We start from the raw sequence: 19,362 nt of genomic DNA on the forward strand, positions 1-19,362 counted from the left end.
CCTCACGGATACATCCGCACCTTCGTCCAGCCCTTGCCGTCCTCCGCGTGGCGGAATTCGACGCGGTCGTGCAGGCGGAAGGGGCGGTCGTGCCAGAATTCGATCGAGACGGGTTTCAGGCGGAAGCCGGACCAGTGCGGTGGGCGGGGGATTTCGCCGATCGCGTAGCGGGCAGTGTATTCGGCGACCGCCTTTTCCAGCGCGAAGCGGCTTTCGAGCGGGCGCGACTGTTTCGAGGCCCAGGCGCCGATGCGGCTGCCGCGCGGGCGCGAAGCGTAATATTCGTCCGCCTCGGCATCGGTGACCACCTCGATGTCGCCGCGCACCCGCACCTGGCGGCGCAGCGATTTCCAGTGGAAGCACATCGCGGCCTTGTGGGCGCCGAGCAGTTCGACGCCCTTGCGGCTTTCGAAATTCGTGTAGAAAACGAAGCCGCGCTCGTCGAAACCTTTCAAGAGGACCATCCGTACATTGGGCAGGCCGGTCTCGTCGACGGTCGCGAGCGCCAGCGCGTTCGGGTCGTTCGGCTCGGTCTTTCCGGCCTCTTCCAGCCATGTGCCGAACAGGGAATAGGGCTCGTTCTCCTGGGTGAAGTCACCGCTTGTTAACGCATTTTCGCTCATATTCGATTCAATGCCGATCTTTTTGACGATTGGGGGCAGACAGGAGTGGATGTCATAGCAAAGTCGCGACCCGAGACAAAGCCATACTGGGCGCGCTGCCTTGCTGTTGCCGGCGTGACGATGGGCTGCGCGCTTCTGCCGGGCTGCATGGGCGGCCTCGACGTCTTTTCCGACAGCAAGGTCGATACCGTGCGCACCAGCGCCGTGCCGGCCGGCGCGGAGCGGCTGACCGACGAGATCACCGTGCGCAACGCCGTCTCCTCCGCCGATATTTCGCGCACCGCCGGCAACCCGATCCCCTGGGCGAATTCCGCCTCGGGCAGTGCCGGCGTGATCAGCACGATTGCCGAAAACCGCGACGATGCCGGGCGCACCTGCCGCGATTTCGTGACGACGAAACATTCCTACCAAGGGATCGCCAATTATTCCGGCCGCACCTGCCTCGGCAGTTCCGGCGAATGGCTGCTGCTGGCCTTCGATCGCCAGGGCTGAATCGTCTCGCGCGCATGTTTGCGATTTTTCAACCCTGACCCGTAACCAGTGATTAGGACGTGCCCCCTATCATGGTCGGCAAAACGACAATGGGTGGAAGTTATGCGTGACCCCTATTCGGTGCTGGGCGTGAAAAGAAGCGCCGGGCAGGATGAAATCAAGGCGGCCTGGCGCTCGCTTGCAAAAGCGGTGCATCCCGACCAGAACCACGACGACCCCAATGCCACCGTGCGCTTCACCGAAGCCGGCCGGGCCTATGACCTTCTGCGCGATCCCGACAAACGCAGCCGCTACGACCGCCAGCAGCGCGAGGCCGAGCTTCGCCGCATGGAGCAGATGCGCCGCCAGCAGGCAGAGCGCAAAGTAAGAAACGACCCGCCGCCGCGCATGGCGGACGAAGGCGCGGAAGACATGATCGCCCGCATCTTCGGCGTCGATTCCCGCGGCCAGCCGGCCGAGGGCAAGCCGCAGGCCCAATCGCAGGCGCAGGCCCAGAATCAGGCCCGCCCGCAGCCGCAGGCCGCAGCAGCACCCGCCCAGGACGCCCGCAAGGCGGCCGACGAGCCGGAAACGGACGATGCGGGCCAGGGCCGCGGCATCGCGCCGGCCGCCGCCATCATCTCCGCCATCATCCGCCGCATTCGCGGTGGCCGCCCCAAGGTCGACAAGGCGCCGGACTTCTTTGCTGACGTCACGGTTTCCGTCGAGGACATCCTGAACCGGGTGCGCCCGACGCTCGAAACGCCGGACGGCCAGACGCTGCGCGTGCCGATCGGCGCGGGCACGACGGATGGCCAGGTCATGCGCCTCAAGGAAGCCGGATACCGCTTCGAGAACCTGAAGCGCGGCGATGCCGTCATCACCGTGCGCGTGGCGCCGGGCCGCTTCCGGGTGGATGGGTTCGACCTGAAGGTCGACCTGCCGGTGACGATCGAGAATGCCGTGCTCGGCTGCGAAACGACGGTCGAAGGGCCGCTCGGTTCTTTCCCCGTGACGGTGCCGGCCTGGTCGGGCTCCGACCAGAAAATCCGCATCGAAGGCGAAGGCCTCGTCATGGAGAATGGCGAACGCGGCGATCTGATTGCCGAAATCCGCCTTCTCCTGTGGGAAAAGCCGGATGCCAAGATGATCGACCTGATGCGCAGCCTGCGCGAAGGCCTTTATCTTTAAATCGATTGTGACGCTTTCGTAAAACATGCACCCATTGTTACGGATGCTAACAGTTCCTGAAGCCCCGCGCGCTTGAACCGCATTGCTGCCTATGCCATAGGCACAATTGACTTAAGTATCAGGGGGCAAACCATGGTTCAGGCATCTGGTCTGATGAAGGGCAAGCGCGGCGTCATCATGGGCGTCGCCAACAACCGTTCCATCGCCTGGGGCATCGCCAAGGCTATCCATTCACAGGGCGGCGAAATTGCCCTCACCTATCAGGGCGATGCGCTGAAGAAGCGCGTCGAGCCGCTGGCGGCCGAAATCGGCGCGGTGCTGGCTGGCGATTGCGATGTTTCCGACGAAGCGTCGATCGACGCGGTCTTCGAGAATATCGAGAAGACCTGGGGCAAGATCGACTTCCTCGTGCACGCCATCGGCTTTTCCGACAAGGACGAGTTGACCGGCCGTTACGTGGACACGACACCGGCGAACTTCGCCAAGACCATGCAGATCTCGGTCTATTCCTTCACGTCGGTCGCCCGGCGCGCGGAAAAGCTGATGACCGATGGCGGCTCGATGCTGACGCTGACCTATTATGGCGCGGAAAAGGTCATGCCGAACTACAACGTCATGGGCGTCGCCAAGGCAGCACTCGAAGCGAGCGTGAAGTATCTCGCGGTCGACCTCGGCCCGAAGAACATCCGCGTCAACGCGATTTCGGCAGGCCCGATCAAGACGCTTGCCGCCTCCGGCATCGGCGATTTCCGCTACATCCTCAAGTGGAACGAGTACAACGCGCCGCTGCGCCGTACCGTCACCATCGAGGAAGTGGGCGACGTCGGCCTCTACATGCTCTCCGACCTGTCGCGTTCCGTGACCGGCGAGACGCATCACGCCGACAGCGGCTACCATGTCGTCGGCATGAAGGCCGTCGATGCGCCGGACATTTCCGTCATCAAGGACTGAGTGAACTCCAAGCAGCGGGACTGCACCTTGCCCATCTACATGATCCGACACGGCCAGACCGCGTGGAATGCAGAGGGCAGGCTGCAAGGCCAGCAGGACGTCCCGCTGAACGACACCGGCCGCAAACAGGCGGCCGGTAACGGCGCCGCCCTCAAGGGCATTCTCGGGCAGACGGTTTCCGACTACGATTTCGTGGCGAGCCCGCTCGGGCGCACGCGCGAGACGATGGAAATCCTGCGCCGCGCCATGGGCCTAGACCCCCTCGCCTACCGCACCGACCCGCGCCTCGTCGAAGTCTCCTTCGGCGACTGGGAGGGACATACGCTGCCCGAACTGATGGCGAAGGTGCCGGACAGGGTCGAGGAGCGCATGCATTCCAAGTGGAACTTCATTCCGCCGGGGGAAGCCGCGGAAAGCTACGAAATCCTCTCCTGGCGCATCGCCTCCTGGCTTGCCGATGTGCGCGGCCCGACCGTCTGTGTCAGCCATGGCGGGGTTTTTCGCGCGGCCTTCCGGCTGCATGGCATGGCGGAAGAAGAAGCGGCTAACACGCCCATCCACCAGGACCGCCTGCTGCGCATCGACGCGACGGGCATGCACTGGCTGTGAGGCTTGCGCCATAGTGGCCCCTCACCTGCCTGCCGGCATCCTCTCCCCGCAAGCGGGGCGAGGAATGATGGGCTCACCGTTTTGCCCCTTCGCCCCGCTTGCGGGGAGAAGGTCCCGGCAGGGGGATGAGGGGCAAATTTTTACTGGATGATTTCGAGATCGTTGATGACGCGCTTGCCGTCGACTTCGGTGTAGAACACCAGCACCTTCACGCCCGGCTCCAGGCCTTCGAAGTTGAACTCTTCCGGCGCCTGGTACTTCTTGCCGTCGTCGAGCGACAGGCTGAGGCTGCCGGTGTCGACGCTGGTGATCACGGCCTCGACATCGGCGCTTTCGGCCGAGGCGGCGAGCGGCGAGAGGAAAACGGCCGTAGCCAACAGCGCGGCGATCAATAGGCGCATCGTGCGAACCCCTGGAAATGAATCAGTCTTTTTGCTGGTCACGTCAGATGCCCCCCAAATATGGCGAAATTCGCCCGTCCCCACGCGCGTTTTTGAATGGATGGCCGGAAAGATCATACGAATCAAGCCGTGCCGCCGGCTCATCCCCTGGATTGTCGGACAAATGGCCTGGCCGATCTGTCGTGAAATGACACGATTCGACCGGTTAACCGCGCGGAAGTGCAAGTATTTCAGTTGCTTATAAATGCAATTTTAAGGATGCGAGCCTTACCGTTCGTCCCTCATCGGGGATCGATTCTTGCCATTGACTGCTGCCCTTCGCCGCCATCTGGCATCCATCGCAGAATGGGCGCGGCCATCGCTCGTGCCGGCGACGATCGCCGGCTGCGTCATCCTCACCGCGGGCATCATCTACGAGCGGCAGAACGAGCGCATCTACCTCAAAGAGCTGGAAAGCCATGTCTCGGGCGACCTTGCGCTGGTCAGCGCGCGGTTGCAGAGCGAGGTGAACAGCAATGTGGCGGCGCTGCGCAGCGTGGCCAACATGTTCGCGGTGGCGCCGGACCAGGCGACGCTGCAATTCAACGTCTTCGCCCGCAAGCTGATGTTGCAGAACACCCATTTCCGCCGCGTCGGCGTAGCGCCGGACGCCAAGGTCACGCACGCCTTCCCGCTCGACGGCAACCAGCACTATATCGGCAACGATTTCAACCGCTTCCCCTCCTTCCGCCGCGCCGCCCAGATGGATCGCTCGCGCGGGCGCCCGCTGATGTTCGGGCCGGTGCAGTTCGCCAAGGGCGGCCGCGGTTTCAACCTCTTCATGCCGGTCTTCACCAATGTCGACGCGCGTCACTACTTCTGGGGCTATATCGACGGGCTGATCGACGAGCGGAAGCTCTTCACCGATGCCGGCCTGATCGATCCCGACAGGCCTGGCCAATATGGCATGCCGCAGCACCCGACCGATATCCAGCTCGCCATCCGCGACGTCAGCGTGCCGGACAACATCGTCGATCCGTTCTTCGGCGCGGCCGAAATCTTCGAGAATGAACCCGTGGTCCAGGTGCTCGACTTTCCCGGCGGGCGCTGGGAGCTCGCGGCCATTCCGGCGAAAGGCTGGCATCACCCGCCGGAAAACCTGACGCAGGTGCGCCTGATCATCGCCGCCGCCGCGCTCGTCATCATCGTGCCGATCTTCCTGACCGGCGGCCTCGTCAGCGAGCGCCAGCGCAACATCGCCCGCCTCCGGGCACGCGAGCGGCAGGTGAAATCGCTGTCGCAGCGCCTCGACACCGCGCTGGACGCCTCCAAGATCGGCATCTGGGAGATCGAGCTTTCGACCGGCTCGCGCAGCTGGGATGTCCAGATGCACCGCATGCACGGCGTGCCGGAGAACGAATCGCCGAACGACCTCAACTGGGACGCCGTTCTCTCCGCCGAGGACGTCGCCACCGCGAGGGCCGAGATGGACGTGGTCCGCGCCGGCGGCAACGACTACAAGTCGCAATATTGCATCCGCCTGCCCGACGGCAGCGTGCGCCACATCCGCAATGTCGGCTCTCGCCTTGCCGGCCCGAACGGCAAGGACAAGCTGACCGGCATCAGCTGGGACGTCACCGAGGACGTGCTCCTGAACGAGGCGCTGAAGAGCGCCAAGGAACACACCGAGGTGCAGAATGCCGAGCTCGCCAAGCTGACGCAGCGCCTCGACCTGGCGCTCGATTCCTATGAATGCGGCCTCTGGGAGGCCGATCTGGAGGATGGGCTGACGCTGTGGGACGACCGCATGCACCAGCTCTACGGCGTCGTGAACACCGGCGAGCGGGTCACCCACGACACCTGGGTGAACGCCATTCACCCCGACGACCGCATCGAGGCCGAGCGCAAGGCCAACGAGACGATCCGCGAGAACGTGCCCTATATACGCACCTCGCGCGTCGTGCATCCGGACGGGTCGATCCGCCATGTCCAGTCGGTCGGCAAGCTGCACATTGCCCAGGACGGCCGCCGCAAGCTTGTCGGCCTCGCCTTCGACGTCACCGAAGACGTGCAGATGACGGACAGCCTCAAGGAGGCCAAGGAGCGCTCCGACCGGCAGAATGCCGAGCTGGAACAAACGACCCGGCGCCTCGACCTCGCGCTCGATTCCTATCAGTGCGGTCTCTGGGAGGCCGATCTCGATCTCGGCCGGACTTTCTGGGACGGCCGCATGCACCAGCTCTACGGGCTGACCTTCACCGACGGCATCGTGTCGCACGAGGCCTGGCTCGGCGCGGTGCATCCGGAGGACCGCAACGATATCACCGCCAATGTCGAGCGCTGCATCGCGCAGGACCTGCCCTATGTGCACGAGGCACGCGTGGTGCTGCCGGGCGGCGAAATCCGCCATGTGCGCTCCGTCGGCAAGATCCACTACGGCCACGGCGGCAGCCGCAAGCTGATCGGCCTTGCCTTCGACGTCACTGAGGATGTGATCCTGAAGGAGCACCTCAAGGCGGCGAAGACGCAGGCCGACGTCAAGAACATCGAGCTCGAACAGGCGAAGGTCCGCATTGAGCACAATGCGCTGCACGACCCGCTGACCGGGCTCGGCAACCGCCGCAAGCTCGACGACGAACTGACCGCCATCGCGGCGCTCAGCGAAGCGTCCGAGGTTCGCGTCGGCATCCTGCATATCGACCTCGACCGTTTCAAGCAGATCAACGACACGCTCGGCCACGCCGCCGGCGATGCCCTGCTGGTGCACGCCTCGCAGGTGCTGCGCGCCTCCGCCCGGCCGGGCGATCTCGTCGCGCGCATCGGCGGCGACGAATTCGTCGTCGTGGTGACCGACACGACCGACCAGACCTATCTCAGCACGCTGTCGCGCCGCATCATCACCCTGATGCAGCAGCCGGTCGAATATGAGGGCCACCTCTGCCGCTTCGGCGTCAGCATCGGCGTGGCGCTGGCCGAGGGCCGCTCGATCGACACCGCGAAACTGCTCGTCAATGCCGATATCGCGCTCTACCGCGCAAAGGCGCTCGGCCGCAACCGGCACGAATTCTTCACGCAGGCGCTTCAGGCCGAGATCATCTCGAACAAGCGCATCGCCGACGATATCCTGGCCGGCATCGAGAACAATGAGTTCGTGCCCTATTACCAGCCGCAGATTGACGCCGGCACGCTGAAGCTCGCCGGTGCCGAGGCGCTGATCCGCTGGAACCATCCGCGCGACGGGCTTTTGACGCCCGACCGCTTCCTGAAGATCGCCGAGGACCTCAACGTCATGGCGACGCTCGACCGGATCGTGCTGGAAAAGGCGCTGATCGATTGTGCCCGCTGGGCCGCACAAGGCCTGATCATGCCGAAGATTTCGGTCAACGTGTCGGCCCGGCGGTTGCGTGACGAGAGCCTGATCGACAGCCTCACCGGCCTCTCCATCCAGCCCGGCCAGATCGCCTTCGAACTGGTCGAATCGATCTTCCTCGACGAGAGCGACGACGTGGTGCTGTCCAACCTGGAACGCATCAAGGCGCTCGGCATCGATATCGAGATCGACGATTTCGGCACCGGCCATACCTCGATCGTCAGCCTCCTGAAGCTGAAGCCCAAGCGGTTGAAGATCGACCGCCAGCTCGTGGCGCCCATCCTCTCCTCGCGCGATGAGCAGGCGCTGGTGCGCTCGATCATCGAGATTGGCCGCTCGCTCGGCATCGAGATCGTGGCGGAAGGCGTGGAGACGATGCAGCACGCCGAAATGCTCGGGCTTCTCGGCTGCGACCTCTTGCAGGGTTATGCCTTCGCCCGGCCACTGTCCCGCGACGCGTTTCTGGCCTTCGGCACCGAGATGCGCTGGAAGCTGGCTTCGTAGAGAGCGGTTGGCGGCTACGACCGCTTTGCGCCAACAGCACGCCACATCCTGCCGGCGCAATAAGCACGCACCTCCCTCTCGTTTCGCAACGGTGATATGAGGGAGCGATGTGGCACACGCGACGGAGATGGGACAGGGGAAGACTTGCCTTGCTTGCTGCAGGGGCGCTGGCCTCCAGCATCCCGACGGATGCCGCGATCGCCCAGATTGAATGGCGCGCGCCGCCTTGTATCTACTCAATAGCCACCAACACTGGAACGCTCTGCGTCCGCGCGACCAGCTTCAATCGCGACATATGCGGGGCGCTTGCCCATTTCGCCGGCGAGAACGATCTACCGCCCGATTTCTTTGCGCGGCTGATCTGGACGGAAAGCCGGTTCCGTCCAGATGCCGTCAGCCCGAAAGGCGCGGAAGGAATAGCGCAATTCATTCCCTCCACCGCAAGACTGCGCGGCCTATCGAACAGTTTCGACGCTTTGGAGGCATTGAAGAAATCGGCCGAGTATCTCGATGACCTGCGAGATCGCTTCGGCAATATCGGGCTCGCCGCCGCTGCCTACAATGCCGGCGAAGGCGGATTGCAGACATTCCTGAAAAACGGAAGACTGCCGCAGGAGACCCGCAACTACGTCCTTGATATCACGGCTCATGCGGCCGAGGACTGGCGCGACAACCCGCCTGCAGCCATCGACCTGCGCCTCGACGGGCAGAAGTCCTTCGAGGACGCCTGCATCGCGCTTGCCGACACGCGGCGCCTCAAGGCCCTGGAATTCGAAGCGGAAGGCGCTTGGGCACCGTGGGGCGCGCAACTGGCGGGGCATTTCCAGAAGACGGTGGCCGTCAGATTGTTCCTGTCGACCGTTCGATCCCTGCCCGCGCCGCTGAACAAGGAAAAGCCGCTGATCCAGAAGGAACGCAACCGTGCCTTCGGGACAAGGCTGCGATACACGGCCCGCATTGGCCGTCCGACCCGGCAGGAAGCCGAGGCCGTGTGCCGTGAAGTCCGCAAGAGCGGCGGCGCCTGCATCGTCTTCAGGAACTGACCGGGACCAACGGTTCGTGGATTTGGCCAACGCGCTATAGGCCTTGAGCTGCCGGAAAGCTGCTGTTCGGTTTTCCAACCCATCTCAGAGATGCTCGGATCACCCTTCCATGAACGCTTTGGGCAAAAATCAGCCGCGACCGCGGCTCGCCCCCAAAAAAGCAACAAACTCCCAAAGCGGCATCTCTGCGCGAAACCCTTGTCCCTCCCCTCTCTTTTCCACTAAGAGAGGACCCACTTCCTTACAGGTCCGGTTCCGCTCATGTCGCACAATACTTTCGGTCACCTTTTCCGCGTCACCACTTGGGGCGAAAGCCATGGGATCGCGCTTGGCTGCGTGGTGGATGGCTGCCCGCCCGGCATTCGCTTCACGCTGGCCGAACTCCAGGCCTGGCTCGACAAGCGCAAGCCCGGCCAGTCGCGTTTCGTGACGCAGCGCCGCGAGGACGACCTCGTGAAGGTGCTCTCCGGCGTGATGATGGACGCGGATGGCGAGACGATGATCACCACCGGCACGCCCGTGTCGATGATGATCGAGAACACCGACCAGCGCTCCAAGGACTATGGCGAGATCGCCAAGCGCTATCGCCCCGGCCACGCCGACTACACCTATGACGCCAAATACGGCATCCGCGACTATCGCGGCGGCGGGCGTTCTTCCGCGCGCGAGACGGCGGCCCGTGTCGCCGCCGGAGGGCTTGCCCGCAAGGTCGTGCCGGGGCTCACTGTCCGCGCCGCCCTCGTGCAGATCGGCAAGCACAAGATCAACCGCGACAATTGGGACTGGAACGAGGTCAACAACAACCCGTTCTTCGCGCCCGATCCGGCCATCGTGCCCGTTTGGGAAGACTATCTCGACGGCATCCGCAAGTCCGGCTCCTCCATTGGCGCCGTCGTGGAAGTCGTCGCCGAGGGTGTTCCCGCCGGCATCGGCGCGCCGATCTATGGCAAGCTCGACCAGGATATCGCCTCGCTGCTGATGTCGATCAATGCCGTCAAGGGCGTCGAGATCGGCGAAGGCTTTGCCTCCGCGGAACTCACCGGCGAGGAAAATGCCGATGAGATGCGCATGGGCAATGACGGCAACCCGATCTTCCTGTCCAACCATGCCGGCGGCATCCTCGGCGGCATTTCCACCGGCCAGCCGGTGATCGCCCGCTTCGCCATCAAGCCGACCTCCTCGATCCTCACCGAGCGCCGCTCGATCGATTCGGACGGCAACAATGTCGACGTGCGCACCAAGGGCCGGCACGATCCCTGCGTCGGCATCCGCGCCGTGCCGATCGGCGAGGCGATGGTTGCCTGCGCCGTTGCCGATCACTATCTGCGCGATCGCGGCCAGACCGGCCGCCTGAAATAACCGGCTGAATAGGAGCCTGCCATGAGCTACGACCAGAAGCGTGTCGTCGATGCCATCCGCGCCTTCGAGGCCGGCGAGATCGTCGTCGTCATGGATGACGACGGCCGCGAGAACGAGGGCGACCTGATCGTCGCCGCGGTGCATTGCACGCCGGAAAAGATGGCCTTCATCGTGCGCCACACCTCCGGCATCGTCTGCACCCCCATGCCGCGCGAGGAGGCCAAGCGCCTCAACCTCAACGCCATGGTGGCGGAAAACGATTCGGCGCACACCACCGCCTTCACCGTCTCCGTCGATTTCAAGCACGGCACGACGACCGGCATTTCCGCCGATGACCGCACGCTGACGGTGCGCAACCTTGCGAACCCCAATGTCGGCCCGACGGATTTCGTGCGCCCCGGCCACATCTTCCCACTCGTCGCCCGCGAAGGCGGCGTCTTGATGCGCTCCGGCCATACGGAAGCCGCCGTCGACCTCTGCCGCCTCGCCAGCCTGCCGCCGATCGGCGTGATCAGCGAGCTTGTCAACGACGATGGCACTGTGATGCGCGGTCCGCAGGTGGCGAGCTTTGCCGAGACGCATGGCCTTAAGCAGGTCTCCGTCGCCGATCTCATCGCCTATCGCCAGCGCAAGGAAACGCTGATCGAGCAGGTCGACACCTTCACCATCGAGACGCCCTACGGCCGGGCGAAGGCCCTGACCTACACGCTGCCCTGGGACCCGATGCAGCACCTCGCGGTGATCTTCGGCGACATCCGCGACGGCGTCGACATTCCGGTGCGCCTGCATCTGGAAAATGTCGGCGGCGACGTTTTTGGCGCGGACCGCCAGATCGACGGCATCATGAAACGCATCGCCGAGCAGGGCCGCGGCGTCATCGTCTATCTGCGCGAAGGGTCCGTCGGCGTCGGCGCCTCGCAGACCGCCCGCCGGGGCAAACATGACGGCGAAGGCCATAACGAGGCGCAGGCGCGCGAAAGCGAATGGCTGGAAATCGGCCTTGGCGCGCAGATCCTGAAGGATCTCGGCATCACCTCGATCCGCCTGATGGCGTCGCGCGAGCGCCACTATGTCGGCCTCGAAGGGTTCGGCATCCAGATCAGTTCCACCGACCTCTGCTGAGATAGAATATCCCGCATCGCCGAAACGTTTGCTCTTCACGCGACGGTTCGGGGCTGCGGGATTTTCTTTGAGGGGCGGTAGGCGCATGTGGGATTTCAGCATCGGCAAGACCATCGGCATCCTCGCCAGGACCATGCCCTTCATCCTCACCCGCATGGTGATCTATTTCGTCATCACCCTCGCCTTCATCCTGGCCACCGGCGCCGGCGCCGGCATCGGTTATGGCGTGGGCTCGATCAGCGAAAGCCCGGAATCCTATGCGGTCTGGGGCGGCTTCATCGGCATGGGTTTCGTGGGCGCCGCCGTCTACTGGGCGCGGGAATGGCTGCTCTACATGGTCAAGGCCGCCCATATCGCCGTCATCGTCAAGCTGATCGACGGCGAGGCGCTGCCGGAGGACAAGGGACAGGTCGCCTATGGCCGCGAGATCGTCACGGCCCGCTTCGGCGAGGCGAACGTGCTTTTTGCGCTCGACCAGCTCATCAAGGGCGTGATCGGCGCAATCACCGGCCTCATCGGCGGTGTTGCGGCCTTCCTGCCGATCCCCGGCCTCGATGCGCTGGCCCGCTTCGCCAATACGGTGATCCGCCTGTCGCTGACCTATGTCGACGAGATCATTCTCGGCTACAACATCCGCACCAACAGCGACAACGCCTGGGAAAGCTCGCGCCGCGGCCTCGTGCTCTATGCGCAGAACGGGCTGAAGATGGTCAAGAACGCCGTCTGGCTCTCGATCTTCCTGTGGATCCTCTCCATCGTCGTCTTCCTGCTGGCGCTGGCCCCCGCCGCCGCCATCCTCTACGCCTTCCCGGGCGAGATCGCCGGCTACAGCTTCATCGTCGCCATCGTCTTCGCTTGGGCCTTTAAGGCCGCCGTGCTGGAACCCTTCGCCATCACCGCGCTGATGGCCGTCTATTTCGACACGATCCGCGGCCAGGTGCCGGACCCGGAATGGGACGCGAAACTGGCGGGCGCATCGGCCAAATTCCGCGCGCTGACGGAGCAGGCGACGACCGCGTTTGGCGGGCGGCCGGTGACGGCTTAGAGTTCACGCGGAATGCAGAGAATTTGAACCATTCCGATTACCGGAAGTTGTGGATTTTTCTCTACTGTCCCTTTCAGCAATTCGCTGGGGATTTCCATGCGTCTGTTCATCGTTCTCATGCTGGCGACAATGCTGGCCGCGCTGTCGTTCACCGATGATGCCGAGGCCCACCGTCGCGGCTTTTCCTTCGGCAGCAGCCGGGCGAAAACCCGATCCGTGCCCGTCATCATTCCCATATCGAGCGGCGGCTCATCCGTCGTCTTCGTCAAGAAACTGCCGAATGTCGCAACGTTCAGGTTCAAGGACAAGGGCTTCTACGATCTCGGCTACAAGTTCGATACGTTCGGCGGCGGAGAATGGGTCGGCTATTTCAAGGGCAAGTCCAGCTATGTCAGGCTCGACCAGGCGAAGGTCAAGCAGCTCGTATTGCCCATGGTGGGACTGACGGAGGCGGACGCTCCCACGCGCGGGGCCGGCGGCCAGCTGATGGTGGGCTTCGTCTGGATCATCGCAGCGCTTGTCGCCGCCGTCTTCGCCCTGCTGCGCTTTTCGGGCCTGCGCCGCGCCATTTTCGCGCCGCGGGGCCGGAAGCAAACGGAGGATGATTTCGACGACCGGCGCTTTGTCGTCAGCGCACCGGAGCCATCCTTCCAGCAAAAGCCGAACCTAACGGTGGTGCCGCGCGCGCAATCGGCCGCACCGTCCTTCAACCGCGCCGTTCCGGCCGGTGCCTTCGGGAAAAGGCGCTAGAACGTTTCCGCTTTTCTTCGAATAGCGAAAACGTTCTATCTCTTGTTTTTGCGCAATTCCGGACGCAAAACCGCTGCGCACTTTTGCTGGAGTTGCTCTAGTCCTCCCCGCGCCACCCATCCAGATAGCGCACCGTTTCCACGCCCGAAAATTTTGCGAGCCGCGTTAGTTCCGCGTCCAGCTTCTCCAGCCGCCCGGTCGATGCGCGCACCTTCGGTTCCCACCAGAGCCGCTTGACGTCGAGCGAGCCGGCCTTGCGGTCGGCCTTCATGTCGATGCGGCCGACGAGGCGGTCGCCTTCGAGCAGCGGGAAGACGTAGTAGCCATATTGCCGCTTCGGCTCCGGCACGAAGATCTCGATGCGGTAGAAATAGCCGAACAGCCGTTCCGTGCGGTTGCGGTCGCGGATCAAGGGATCGAAGGGCGAGAGCACGCGCAGGCGGGCCGGCGGCTCGGGGATGTCGCCGAGGTTTTCCGGGAAATCGGCGAAGGCATGCGAGGCGCGCGGCTTGCCGCCGTCCATCGTCTCGATCGAGACGGGCCGGAGTTCGTCGCGGTGCGTCTCCACCCAGGTTTTGGCTTCCTCCGGCGTGATCAGCGCCCAGAAGGCGGCGATCTCGCCATGCGTGGCAAAACCCAACCGTTCGAGCGCGCTGCGGCAAGCCCAGTCGACGAAAGCGTCATGGTCGACGGCCGGTTCGTGGTGATGCGGTGGCAGCACGCGCTCGGCAAGGTCGTAGACCTTCTGGAAATTCTCCCGCCGGGCAATCGCCAGCTTGCCGGTATGCCAGAGATATTCCAGCGCCGTCTTGTTGGGATGCCAGTTCCACCAGCCGCCGGATTTGTGATCGTCCACCTTCAATTCGCGCGACAGCACCGGTCCGCTGGCGGCGATGCGCTCATAGGTCTCCTCGAAAGCCTTGTCGAAGCCTTCACCCTGCCATTTTCGCCAGTTTTCCAGGATGGACGCTTCCTTGCGGCGGAAACGGTGCTTCCAATAGCGGAAGAAGGCGCATGGGATGATCGAGGCGTCGTGCGTCCAGTGCTCGAAGAGTTCACCATCCTTCTCGAGCAGCTCGGCAAGATGCTCGCGCCGGTAGGTCTGGTTGCGCGAGAACAGGATCTGGTGATGCGCCCGCTCGACGGTGGCGATGCTGTCCACCTGCACGAAGCCGATATCGTGGATGAGCTGCAACAGCCCCGCCTTGCCGAGCTGACGGCCGGGGGGAGCGCTGAGACCCTGCCGGGCAAGGAAGATCCGCCGGGCCTCGGCATTGGAGAGGAGAATCGTCATGGCTGGATCATAGGCATATATTCTTGGTTTGTTCCACTGTTTTCCGCACGCCGGCGCGCGAGGCGTTTGCGCTTTTCCCCGAATTGCTTATAGCTCCCTCACCATCCGCGAACCGGGATCCCGCTCTTGGATATCGTCTTCTCCGCCGCCACGGTGACCTATGCCGGACGCGTGGCGCTTCACCCGCTGACACTCACGCTCACCGAACGCCGCATCGGCGTCGTCGGCCTCAACGGCTCCGGCAAGACGACCATGGCGCGGATGATCAACGGCCTGGTCAAGCCGACCACCGGCACCGTGACGGTCGGCGGGCTGGATACGGTGACGGACGAGGTGGCCGCGCGTGGAAAAACCGGCTTCATCTTCCAGAACCCGCAGCACCAGATGATCCTGCCGATCCTCGCCGAGGACATCGCCTTCGGCCTGAAGAACCGCAAGCTCGGCAAGGCGGAGATCGCGGAAAAGACCGAGGCCGTGCTGGCGCGATTCGGCATTTCGCACCTCGCACGCCGCCGCGTGCACGAGCTTTCCGGCGGAGAAACGCAGCTCGGCGCCATTGCCAGCGTGCTTGTCACCGGCCCGGACCTGCTCATCCTCGACGAGCCGACCAACCAGCTCGACCTGAAAAACCGCGCGCTGATCGAACGCACCATTGCCGGCCTGCCGGAACAGGTGCTCGTCATCACGCATGACCTCGCCCTGATCGAGAGTTTCGACCGCGTGCTGGTGTTCCACGAGGGCCGGCTGGCGGCCGACAGCGGACCGGCAGAGGCGATCCGCACCTACCGGGAGATCGCCGCGTGCTGAACGGGCTCGACTTCGACGGCGATTCGGTTCTCCACCGCATGCCGGTGCGCGGCAAGCTGATCGCGCTTTTCGTGGCGGCGATCGGGCTCTTCCTCACCGCGGACCTGCGGCTTCTCGTCCCGGCGCTGGTGTTGTCGGCCGCGCTCTACCTCTCGACCGGGATCGGCCCTCGCGAGGCGTTCCGGCGCGTGCGCTTCGTGCTGTTCACGGTTCTTCTCGTCGCGGCTGCGAACTATCTGTTCCACTCGCTGCACGAAGCACTCGCCGTCTTCTGCCGCCTCTCCACGCTGGTCCTGCTCGCCGCCGCCATCACCGCGACGACGGGCATTTCCGCCTTCATGAACGAGATCACCCGGCTGCTGACGCCGCTGGAACGATTCGGTTTCGTGCGGGCGGCGGATGCCAGCCTGGCGGTCGGCCTCGTCATCCGTTTCGTGCCGGAAATCTTTGCCCGCTATGGCGAAATCGCCGATGCCCACAAGGCGCGCGGCCTGCCGGTGCGGCCGCTCACCACCCTCGTGCCGTTGATCATCCTGACGCTGAAGGATGCGGATACGATCGCCATGGCGATTGACGCGCGCGGATTTCGGCGGCACTAACCCATTTATGTCCATTCGGGAAAGCTGACATGACCACCAGAGACATCGTCCTCGTCGCCCTCTTCGCCGCGATCATCGTGGTGCTGGGCCTGCTCCCGCCGATCACGCTCGGCTTCATTCCGGTGCCGATCACCGCGCAGTCGCTCGGTGTCATGCTCGCCGGCTGCATTCTCGGCGCCAGGCGCGGTGCGGCGGCGGTGCTGCTCGTGCTGCTGCTGGTCGCGATCGGCCTACCGGTTCTCTCCGGCGGTCGCGGCGGCCTTGCGGTCTTCGCCGGCCCGGGAGCGGGTTATCTCATCGGCTTCGTTCCCGGCGCCTTCGTCTGCGGCCTGATCGCCGAGCGCTTCGTCAGGGAGGAACAGGGCGAACTCACGCAGTTCCTCGCCTTCCTAGCTGCTGCCGTCGCCGGCGGCATCGCCGTGGTCTACCTCTTCGGCGTTCCGTGGCTCGCCTATATGAGCGGCAAGGCCTTCTTCGAGACGACGCTGGCAGCCCTCGTATTCCTGCCGGGCGATCTCATCAAGGCCTTCGTCGCCATGCTCGCCGGCCGCGCGGTGCTCGCCGGTTATCCGCTGCTTCCGCAGCGCGCCTGAGCCGATGCCGCTGGCCGGTGCCCTCGAACGGCACGCCGCGCAACATCCAGAAAACCCGGCCTTCCACCTGGAGGACCGGGTTCTGTCCTACGCGACGCTCGTCGCCACCGCGCGGCACCTGCATGCGGCCTTCGCCGGCCTCGCGCCATCGGGCCGAAGCGCCATCGGCCCGGAAAACCGGCTGGTCGCGCTCGTCACCGGCAACCATGCCCTCTTCCCCGCCGCCTTCGCGGCTGCAACAGCCGGAAACACCTGCGCCGCCCTGATCGATCCGCATTTGCCGGAGGCAGTCCGCCGGCGGCTCCTCGAAAAGCTCGACCCCGACCTGATCGTCATCGCCGAAGGGGCGGAGCTTCTCGCCCACAATCCGCGGAGCGGCGCGACCCTCGTCCTCGCCGAAAGTGCCGCCTTCGACGCACCGCCGCTGCCGGAAGGCCGCGACGACGACCCGTTCCTCATCGTCTTCACCTCCGGCACGACGGCCGATCCGAAGCCGATCATCCGCGACCGCCATTCCTGGCGCATCAGCCTTGCCACGGGCGCGCCCTTCTTCGGCCTCGATGCCACGACCAGCACCTATGCCCCCGGCCCGCTGGCCCACGGCCTTGCGCTCTATGCGATGACGGAGACCCTGCTTGCCGGCGGCGCCTTCCATTCCGCCCGGCATTTCGATGCGGCGCAGGCGCTGGAGACGATCCGCACAGCGGACATCCGCCGGCTCGTGCTGGTGCCGACCATGCTGCGCCGGCTCTGCGAGGGCGCGCCCGTCGATACCATCGCGGCCATCACGGTTGCCGGCGCAAAACTGACCGCGGCCGACCATGCGCTCTGCGCCGCGCATTTCCCCAAGGCGGCCGTGCGCGAATATTATGGTGCCTCGGAGCTCGGCTTCGTCACGGTCACCGCGCCGGGCGACCCCGCCTCCTCCACCGCCGTCGGCACGCTTTTTCCCGGCGTGCGGCTTTGCGTGCTGGACAAGGATGGTAAGGCGCTTGCCGCGGGCGAAACCGGCACGATCTTCGTCGAGAGCCCACTTGTCGCGACCGGCTATCTCGGTGCCGGCGACGGCGCGGGTCTCGCCCGCTTCGGCGCGCTCGCGACCGTCGGCGACCTCGGTTTCCTGGAGGCGGATGGCACGGTGCATCTGCTCGGCCGCGCCGGCGGCATGGTCCTCTCCGGCGGCAACAATATCTATCCTTCCGAGGTGGAAGCGGCCCTGCTCGGCCTTCCCGAAATCCGCGCCGCCCATGTCTTCGGCGTCGAGCATGCGGATCTTGGCAGCGAGCTTATCGCGGTGATTGAGCCAAGCGGGAAAGACCTGACGCCGGAGAGCCTGAAGGCGGCGCTGGCAAAAACGCTGCCGCGCTACAAGCTGCCGCGCCGGCTCTGGCTGTGCCGCGCCATGCCGGTGACGCCCTCCGGCAAGGTCGAGGCGAAGACGGTGCGGCAATGGGTGGCGGAGGACAGCGATGCGCTCGAACGGTTCTACTGATCCCGCCCGCATCCCCGTTATCGCGGCCGCCTTCCGCACGCCGATCGGCCGCGTCAACGGCACGCTCGCCGCCATCGAGCCGGCAAGCCTTGCAGCACCTCTGATCCGCCGCATCCTCGCCGAGACCGGGCTTTCGCCCGCGGCGGTGGACGACGTGATCCTCGGCAATGCGGCCAACAGCGCCGGCAATCTCGCGCGTCTGGCAGCGCTGGAGGCGGGGCTTCCCGTCTCCGTGCCCGGCCTGACGGTGGACCGGCAATGCGGCTCGGGGCTGGAGGCGATCATGCTCGCCGCCCGGTTGGTGCAGGCGGGTGCCGGGCGCTTTTATCTCGCCGGCGGCACCGAGAGCTCAAGCCGTGCCAACCTGCGTTTTCGCCCGCCCGCAACAGCCGGCGGAGAGCCGCAACCCCTGCGCCGCGCCCGCATGGCGCCCGATACGGTCGGCGACCCGGACATGGGCATCGCCGCGGAAAACGTCGCCACCCATGCCGGCATCAGCCGCGAGCGGCAGGATGCCTTCGCGCTGGAAAGCCATGTTCGCGCGGTGGCGGCGGCGAAGGCCGGGCGTTTCGATCGCGAGATCGTTCCGGTGGAAACGCCCGCCGGGCTGGTTTCCCGCGACGAATGCCCGCGGGAAAACACGTCGCTGGAAAAACTCGGCGCGCTGAAGCCCGTCTTCCGGCCCGATGGCACGGTGACCGCGGGCAATGCCTGCCCGGTCAATGATGGCGCTTCGGTCGTGCTGGTCACCTCGCTTGTGGCGGCGCAGGCGCTCGGGCTTGAGCCCCTGCTCGAAATGGTCGACAGCGCGGTGGCCGGCGTCGATCCGAACCTGCTTGGCCTCGGCCCCGTGCCGGCCATCGCAAAACTCGCCGCGCGCAATGCCGGGCTCGATGCAACGAGAATACCCTTCGTCGAATTCAACGAGGCCTTTGCATCGCAGGTGCTGGCCAGCCTCGATGCGCTCGGCATCGACCCCGCGCGCGCCAACCGCGACGGCGGGGCGCTGGCGCTCGGCCATCCCTATGGCGCGTCCGGCGCGATCCTCGTCACGCGGCTTTTTGCGCAAATGCGGGGCGTCGAGACGGGGGCGGAGGGCGTTGCCATGATGGGCATCGGCGGCGGCATGGGCATTGCGGCGCTGTTTCGAAAATTGTGA

The 19,362-nt window shown here is 64.9% G+C and carries 18 protein-coding genes; 15 read left to right on the forward strand and 3 right to left on the reverse strand.

Features of this window, described 5'->3' with window-relative positions; genetic code table 11:
- Positions 1-2: 2 nt before the first annotated feature.
- A complete protein-coding gene (pdxH, locus tag J2Y63_RS19155) occupies positions 3-623 on the reverse strand; it encodes a pyridoxamine 5'-phosphate oxidase (RefSeq protein WP_435267399.1) in 621 nt (206 codons plus the stop codon).
- 45 nt (positions 624-668) lie between these two features.
- On the opposite strand from pdxH, the gene J2Y63_RS19160 reads away from it, so the two are divergent.
- The 4 genes from J2Y63_RS19160 to J2Y63_RS19175 all read left to right on the forward strand — a co-directional run bounded on the left by J2Y63_RS19160 (position 669) and on the right by J2Y63_RS19175 (position 3,845).
- Positions 669-1,115, forward strand: a complete 447-nt coding sequence (locus J2Y63_RS19160) for an RT0821/Lpp0805 family surface protein (protein ID WP_435267400.1) — start codon at positions 669-671, stop codon at positions 1,113-1,115.
- 102 nt (positions 1,116-1,217) lie between these two features.
- Positions 1,218-2,285 (forward strand): DnaJ C-terminal domain-containing protein, encoded by a 1,068-nt coding sequence (locus tag J2Y63_RS19165; RefSeq protein WP_435267401.1) that lies wholly within the window; start codon positions 1,218-1,220, stop codon positions 2,283-2,285.
- 132 nt (positions 2,286-2,417) lie between these two features.
- A complete protein-coding gene (fabI, locus tag J2Y63_RS19170; RefSeq protein WP_256118605.1) occupies positions 2,418-3,236 on the forward strand; it encodes an enoyl-ACP reductase FabI in 819 nt (272 codons plus the stop codon).
- Positions 3,237-3,263: 27 nt separating this feature from the next.
- Positions 3,264-3,845: a histidine phosphatase family protein gene (locus J2Y63_RS19175; RefSeq protein WP_435267402.1), complete on the forward strand. Its 582-nt coding sequence runs from the start codon at positions 3,264-3,266 to the stop codon at positions 3,843-3,845.
- A 140-nt stretch (positions 3,846-3,985) separates the two neighbouring features.
- Here the strand turns inward: J2Y63_RS19175 and J2Y63_RS19180 are convergent, their stop codons facing one another.
- Positions 3,986-4,246, reverse strand: a complete 261-nt coding sequence (locus tag J2Y63_RS19180) for a DUF1344 domain-containing protein (protein WP_256118603.1) — start codon at positions 4,244-4,246, stop codon at positions 3,986-3,988.
- 298 nt (positions 4,247-4,544) lie between these two features.
- On the opposite strand from J2Y63_RS19180, the gene J2Y63_RS19185 reads away from it, so the two are divergent.
- The 6 genes from J2Y63_RS19185 to J2Y63_RS19210 all read left to right on the forward strand — a co-directional run bounded on the left by J2Y63_RS19185 (position 4,545) and on the right by J2Y63_RS19210 (position 13,418).
- A complete protein-coding gene (locus J2Y63_RS19185) occupies positions 4,545-8,099 on the forward strand; it encodes a bifunctional diguanylate cyclase/phosphodiesterase (protein ID WP_435267403.1) in 3,555 nt (1,184 codons plus the stop codon).
- A 107-nt stretch (positions 8,100-8,206) separates the two neighbouring features.
- The gene (locus tag J2Y63_RS19190; RefSeq protein WP_435267404.1) at positions 8,207-9,142 is read left to right on the forward strand and encodes a lytic transglycosylase domain-containing protein; all 936 of its coding nucleotides are present in this window, start codon (positions 8,207-8,209) and stop codon (positions 9,140-9,142) included.
- 261 nt (positions 9,143-9,403) lie between these two features.
- Positions 9,404-10,501, forward strand: a complete 1,098-nt coding sequence (gene aroC / locus J2Y63_RS19195; protein WP_435267405.1) for a chorismate synthase — start codon at positions 9,404-9,406, stop codon at positions 10,499-10,501.
- A 21-nt stretch (positions 10,502-10,522) separates the two neighbouring features.
- Positions 10,523-11,623, forward strand: a complete 1,101-nt coding sequence (ribB, locus tag J2Y63_RS19200) for a 3,4-dihydroxy-2-butanone-4-phosphate synthase (RefSeq protein ID WP_435267406.1) — start codon at positions 10,523-10,525, stop codon at positions 11,621-11,623.
- Between the two features lie 85 nt (positions 11,624-11,708).
- Positions 11,709-12,668 carry a hypothetical protein gene (locus J2Y63_RS19205; protein WP_435267407.1) on the forward strand — a complete coding sequence of 320 codons (960 nt, stop codon included), beginning with the start codon at positions 11,709-11,711 and terminating at the stop codon, positions 12,666-12,668.
- A 96-nt stretch (positions 12,669-12,764) separates the two neighbouring features.
- Entirely contained in the window at positions 12,765-13,418 is a 654-nt protein-coding gene (locus J2Y63_RS19210; RefSeq protein ID WP_435267408.1) for a hypothetical protein, read from the forward strand.
- Positions 13,419-13,515: 97 nt separating this feature from the next.
- Here J2Y63_RS19210 and J2Y63_RS19215 read toward each other — a convergent pair whose 3' ends face one another.
- Positions 13,516-14,712: a winged helix-turn-helix domain-containing protein gene (locus tag J2Y63_RS19215; protein WP_435267409.1), complete on the reverse strand. Its 1,197-nt coding sequence runs from the start codon at positions 14,710-14,712 to the stop codon at positions 13,516-13,518.
- Positions 14,713-14,838: 126 nt separating this feature from the next.
- Between J2Y63_RS19215 and J2Y63_RS19220 the strand changes: the two genes are divergently transcribed.
- From J2Y63_RS19220 to J2Y63_RS19240, 5 genes are read left to right on the forward strand one after another with little or no spacing between them, the layout of a single operon-like run.
- Entirely contained in the window at positions 14,839-15,519 is a 681-nt protein-coding gene (locus J2Y63_RS19220) for an energy-coupling factor ABC transporter ATP-binding protein (protein WP_435267410.1), read from the forward strand.
- Positions 15,513-16,118 carry an energy-coupling factor transporter transmembrane component T family protein gene (locus J2Y63_RS19225; protein WP_435267411.1) on the forward strand — a complete coding sequence of 202 codons (606 nt, stop codon included), beginning with the start codon at positions 15,513-15,515 and terminating at the stop codon, positions 16,116-16,118. Before J2Y63_RS19220 ends, J2Y63_RS19225 begins: the two co-directional genes overlap by 7 nt.
- Before the next feature lie 29 nt (positions 16,119-16,147).
- On the forward strand, positions 16,148-16,711 hold the full coding sequence (locus J2Y63_RS19230; protein ID WP_435267412.1) for a biotin transporter BioY: 564 nt from the start codon (positions 16,148-16,150) through the stop codon (positions 16,709-16,711).
- Between the two features lie 4 nt (positions 16,712-16,715).
- Positions 16,716-18,203, forward strand: coding sequence for a class I adenylate-forming enzyme family protein (locus J2Y63_RS19235; RefSeq protein WP_435267413.1), 1,488 nt, complete (start codon positions 16,716-16,718; stop codon positions 18,201-18,203).
- A complete protein-coding gene (locus J2Y63_RS19240; protein ID WP_435267414.1) occupies positions 18,181-19,362 on the forward strand; it encodes a thiolase family protein in 1,182 nt (393 codons plus the stop codon). Before J2Y63_RS19235 ends, J2Y63_RS19240 begins: the two co-directional genes overlap by 23 nt.

Origin of the sequence: Shinella sp. BE166 (genome assembly GCF_051201095.1) — a bacterium.
Classification (GTDB): Bacteria; Pseudomonadota; Alphaproteobacteria; order Rhizobiales; family Rhizobiaceae; genus Shinella; species Shinella lacus.

Coding starts and splice junctions, on each gene's coding strand:
- pdxH (WP_435267399.1), bottom strand. CDS start 623: ATGAGCGAAAATGCGTTAACAAGCGGTGACTTCACCCAGGAGAACGAG.
- J2Y63_RS19165 (WP_435267401.1), top strand. CDS start 1,218: ATGCGTGACCCCTATTCGGTGCTGGGCGTGAAAAGAAGCGCCGGGCAG.
- fabI (WP_256118605.1), top strand. CDS start 2,418: ATGGTTCAGGCATCTGGTCTGATGAAGGGCAAGCGCGGCGTCATCATG.
- J2Y63_RS19180 (WP_256118603.1), bottom strand. CDS start 4,246: ATGCGCCTATTGATCGCCGCGCTGTTGGCTACGGCCGTTTTCCTCTCG.
- J2Y63_RS19190 (WP_435267404.1), top strand. CDS start 8,207: ATGTGGCACACGCGACGGAGATGGGACAGGGGAAGACTTGCCTTGCTT.
- aroC (WP_435267405.1), top strand. CDS start 9,404: ATGTCGCACAATACTTTCGGTCACCTTTTCCGCGTCACCACTTGGGGC.
- ribB (WP_435267406.1), top strand. CDS start 10,523: ATGAGCTACGACCAGAAGCGTGTCGTCGATGCCATCCGCGCCTTCGAG.
- J2Y63_RS19205 (WP_435267407.1), top strand. CDS start 11,709: ATGTGGGATTTCAGCATCGGCAAGACCATCGGCATCCTCGCCAGGACC.
- J2Y63_RS19210 (WP_435267408.1), top strand. CDS start 12,765: ATGCGTCTGTTCATCGTTCTCATGCTGGCGACAATGCTGGCCGCGCTG.
- J2Y63_RS19215 (WP_435267409.1), bottom strand. CDS start 14,712: ATGACGATTCTCCTCTCCAATGCCGAGGCCCGGCGGATCTTCCTTGCC.
- J2Y63_RS19230 (WP_435267412.1), top strand. CDS start 16,148: ATGACCACCAGAGACATCGTCCTCGTCGCCCTCTTCGCCGCGATCATC.
- J2Y63_RS19235 (WP_435267413.1), top strand. CDS start 16,716: ATGCCGCTGGCCGGTGCCCTCGAACGGCACGCCGCGCAACATCCAGAA.
- J2Y63_RS19240 (WP_435267414.1), top strand. CDS start 18,181: ATGCGCTCGAACGGTTCTACTGATCCCGCCCGCATCCCCGTTATCGCG.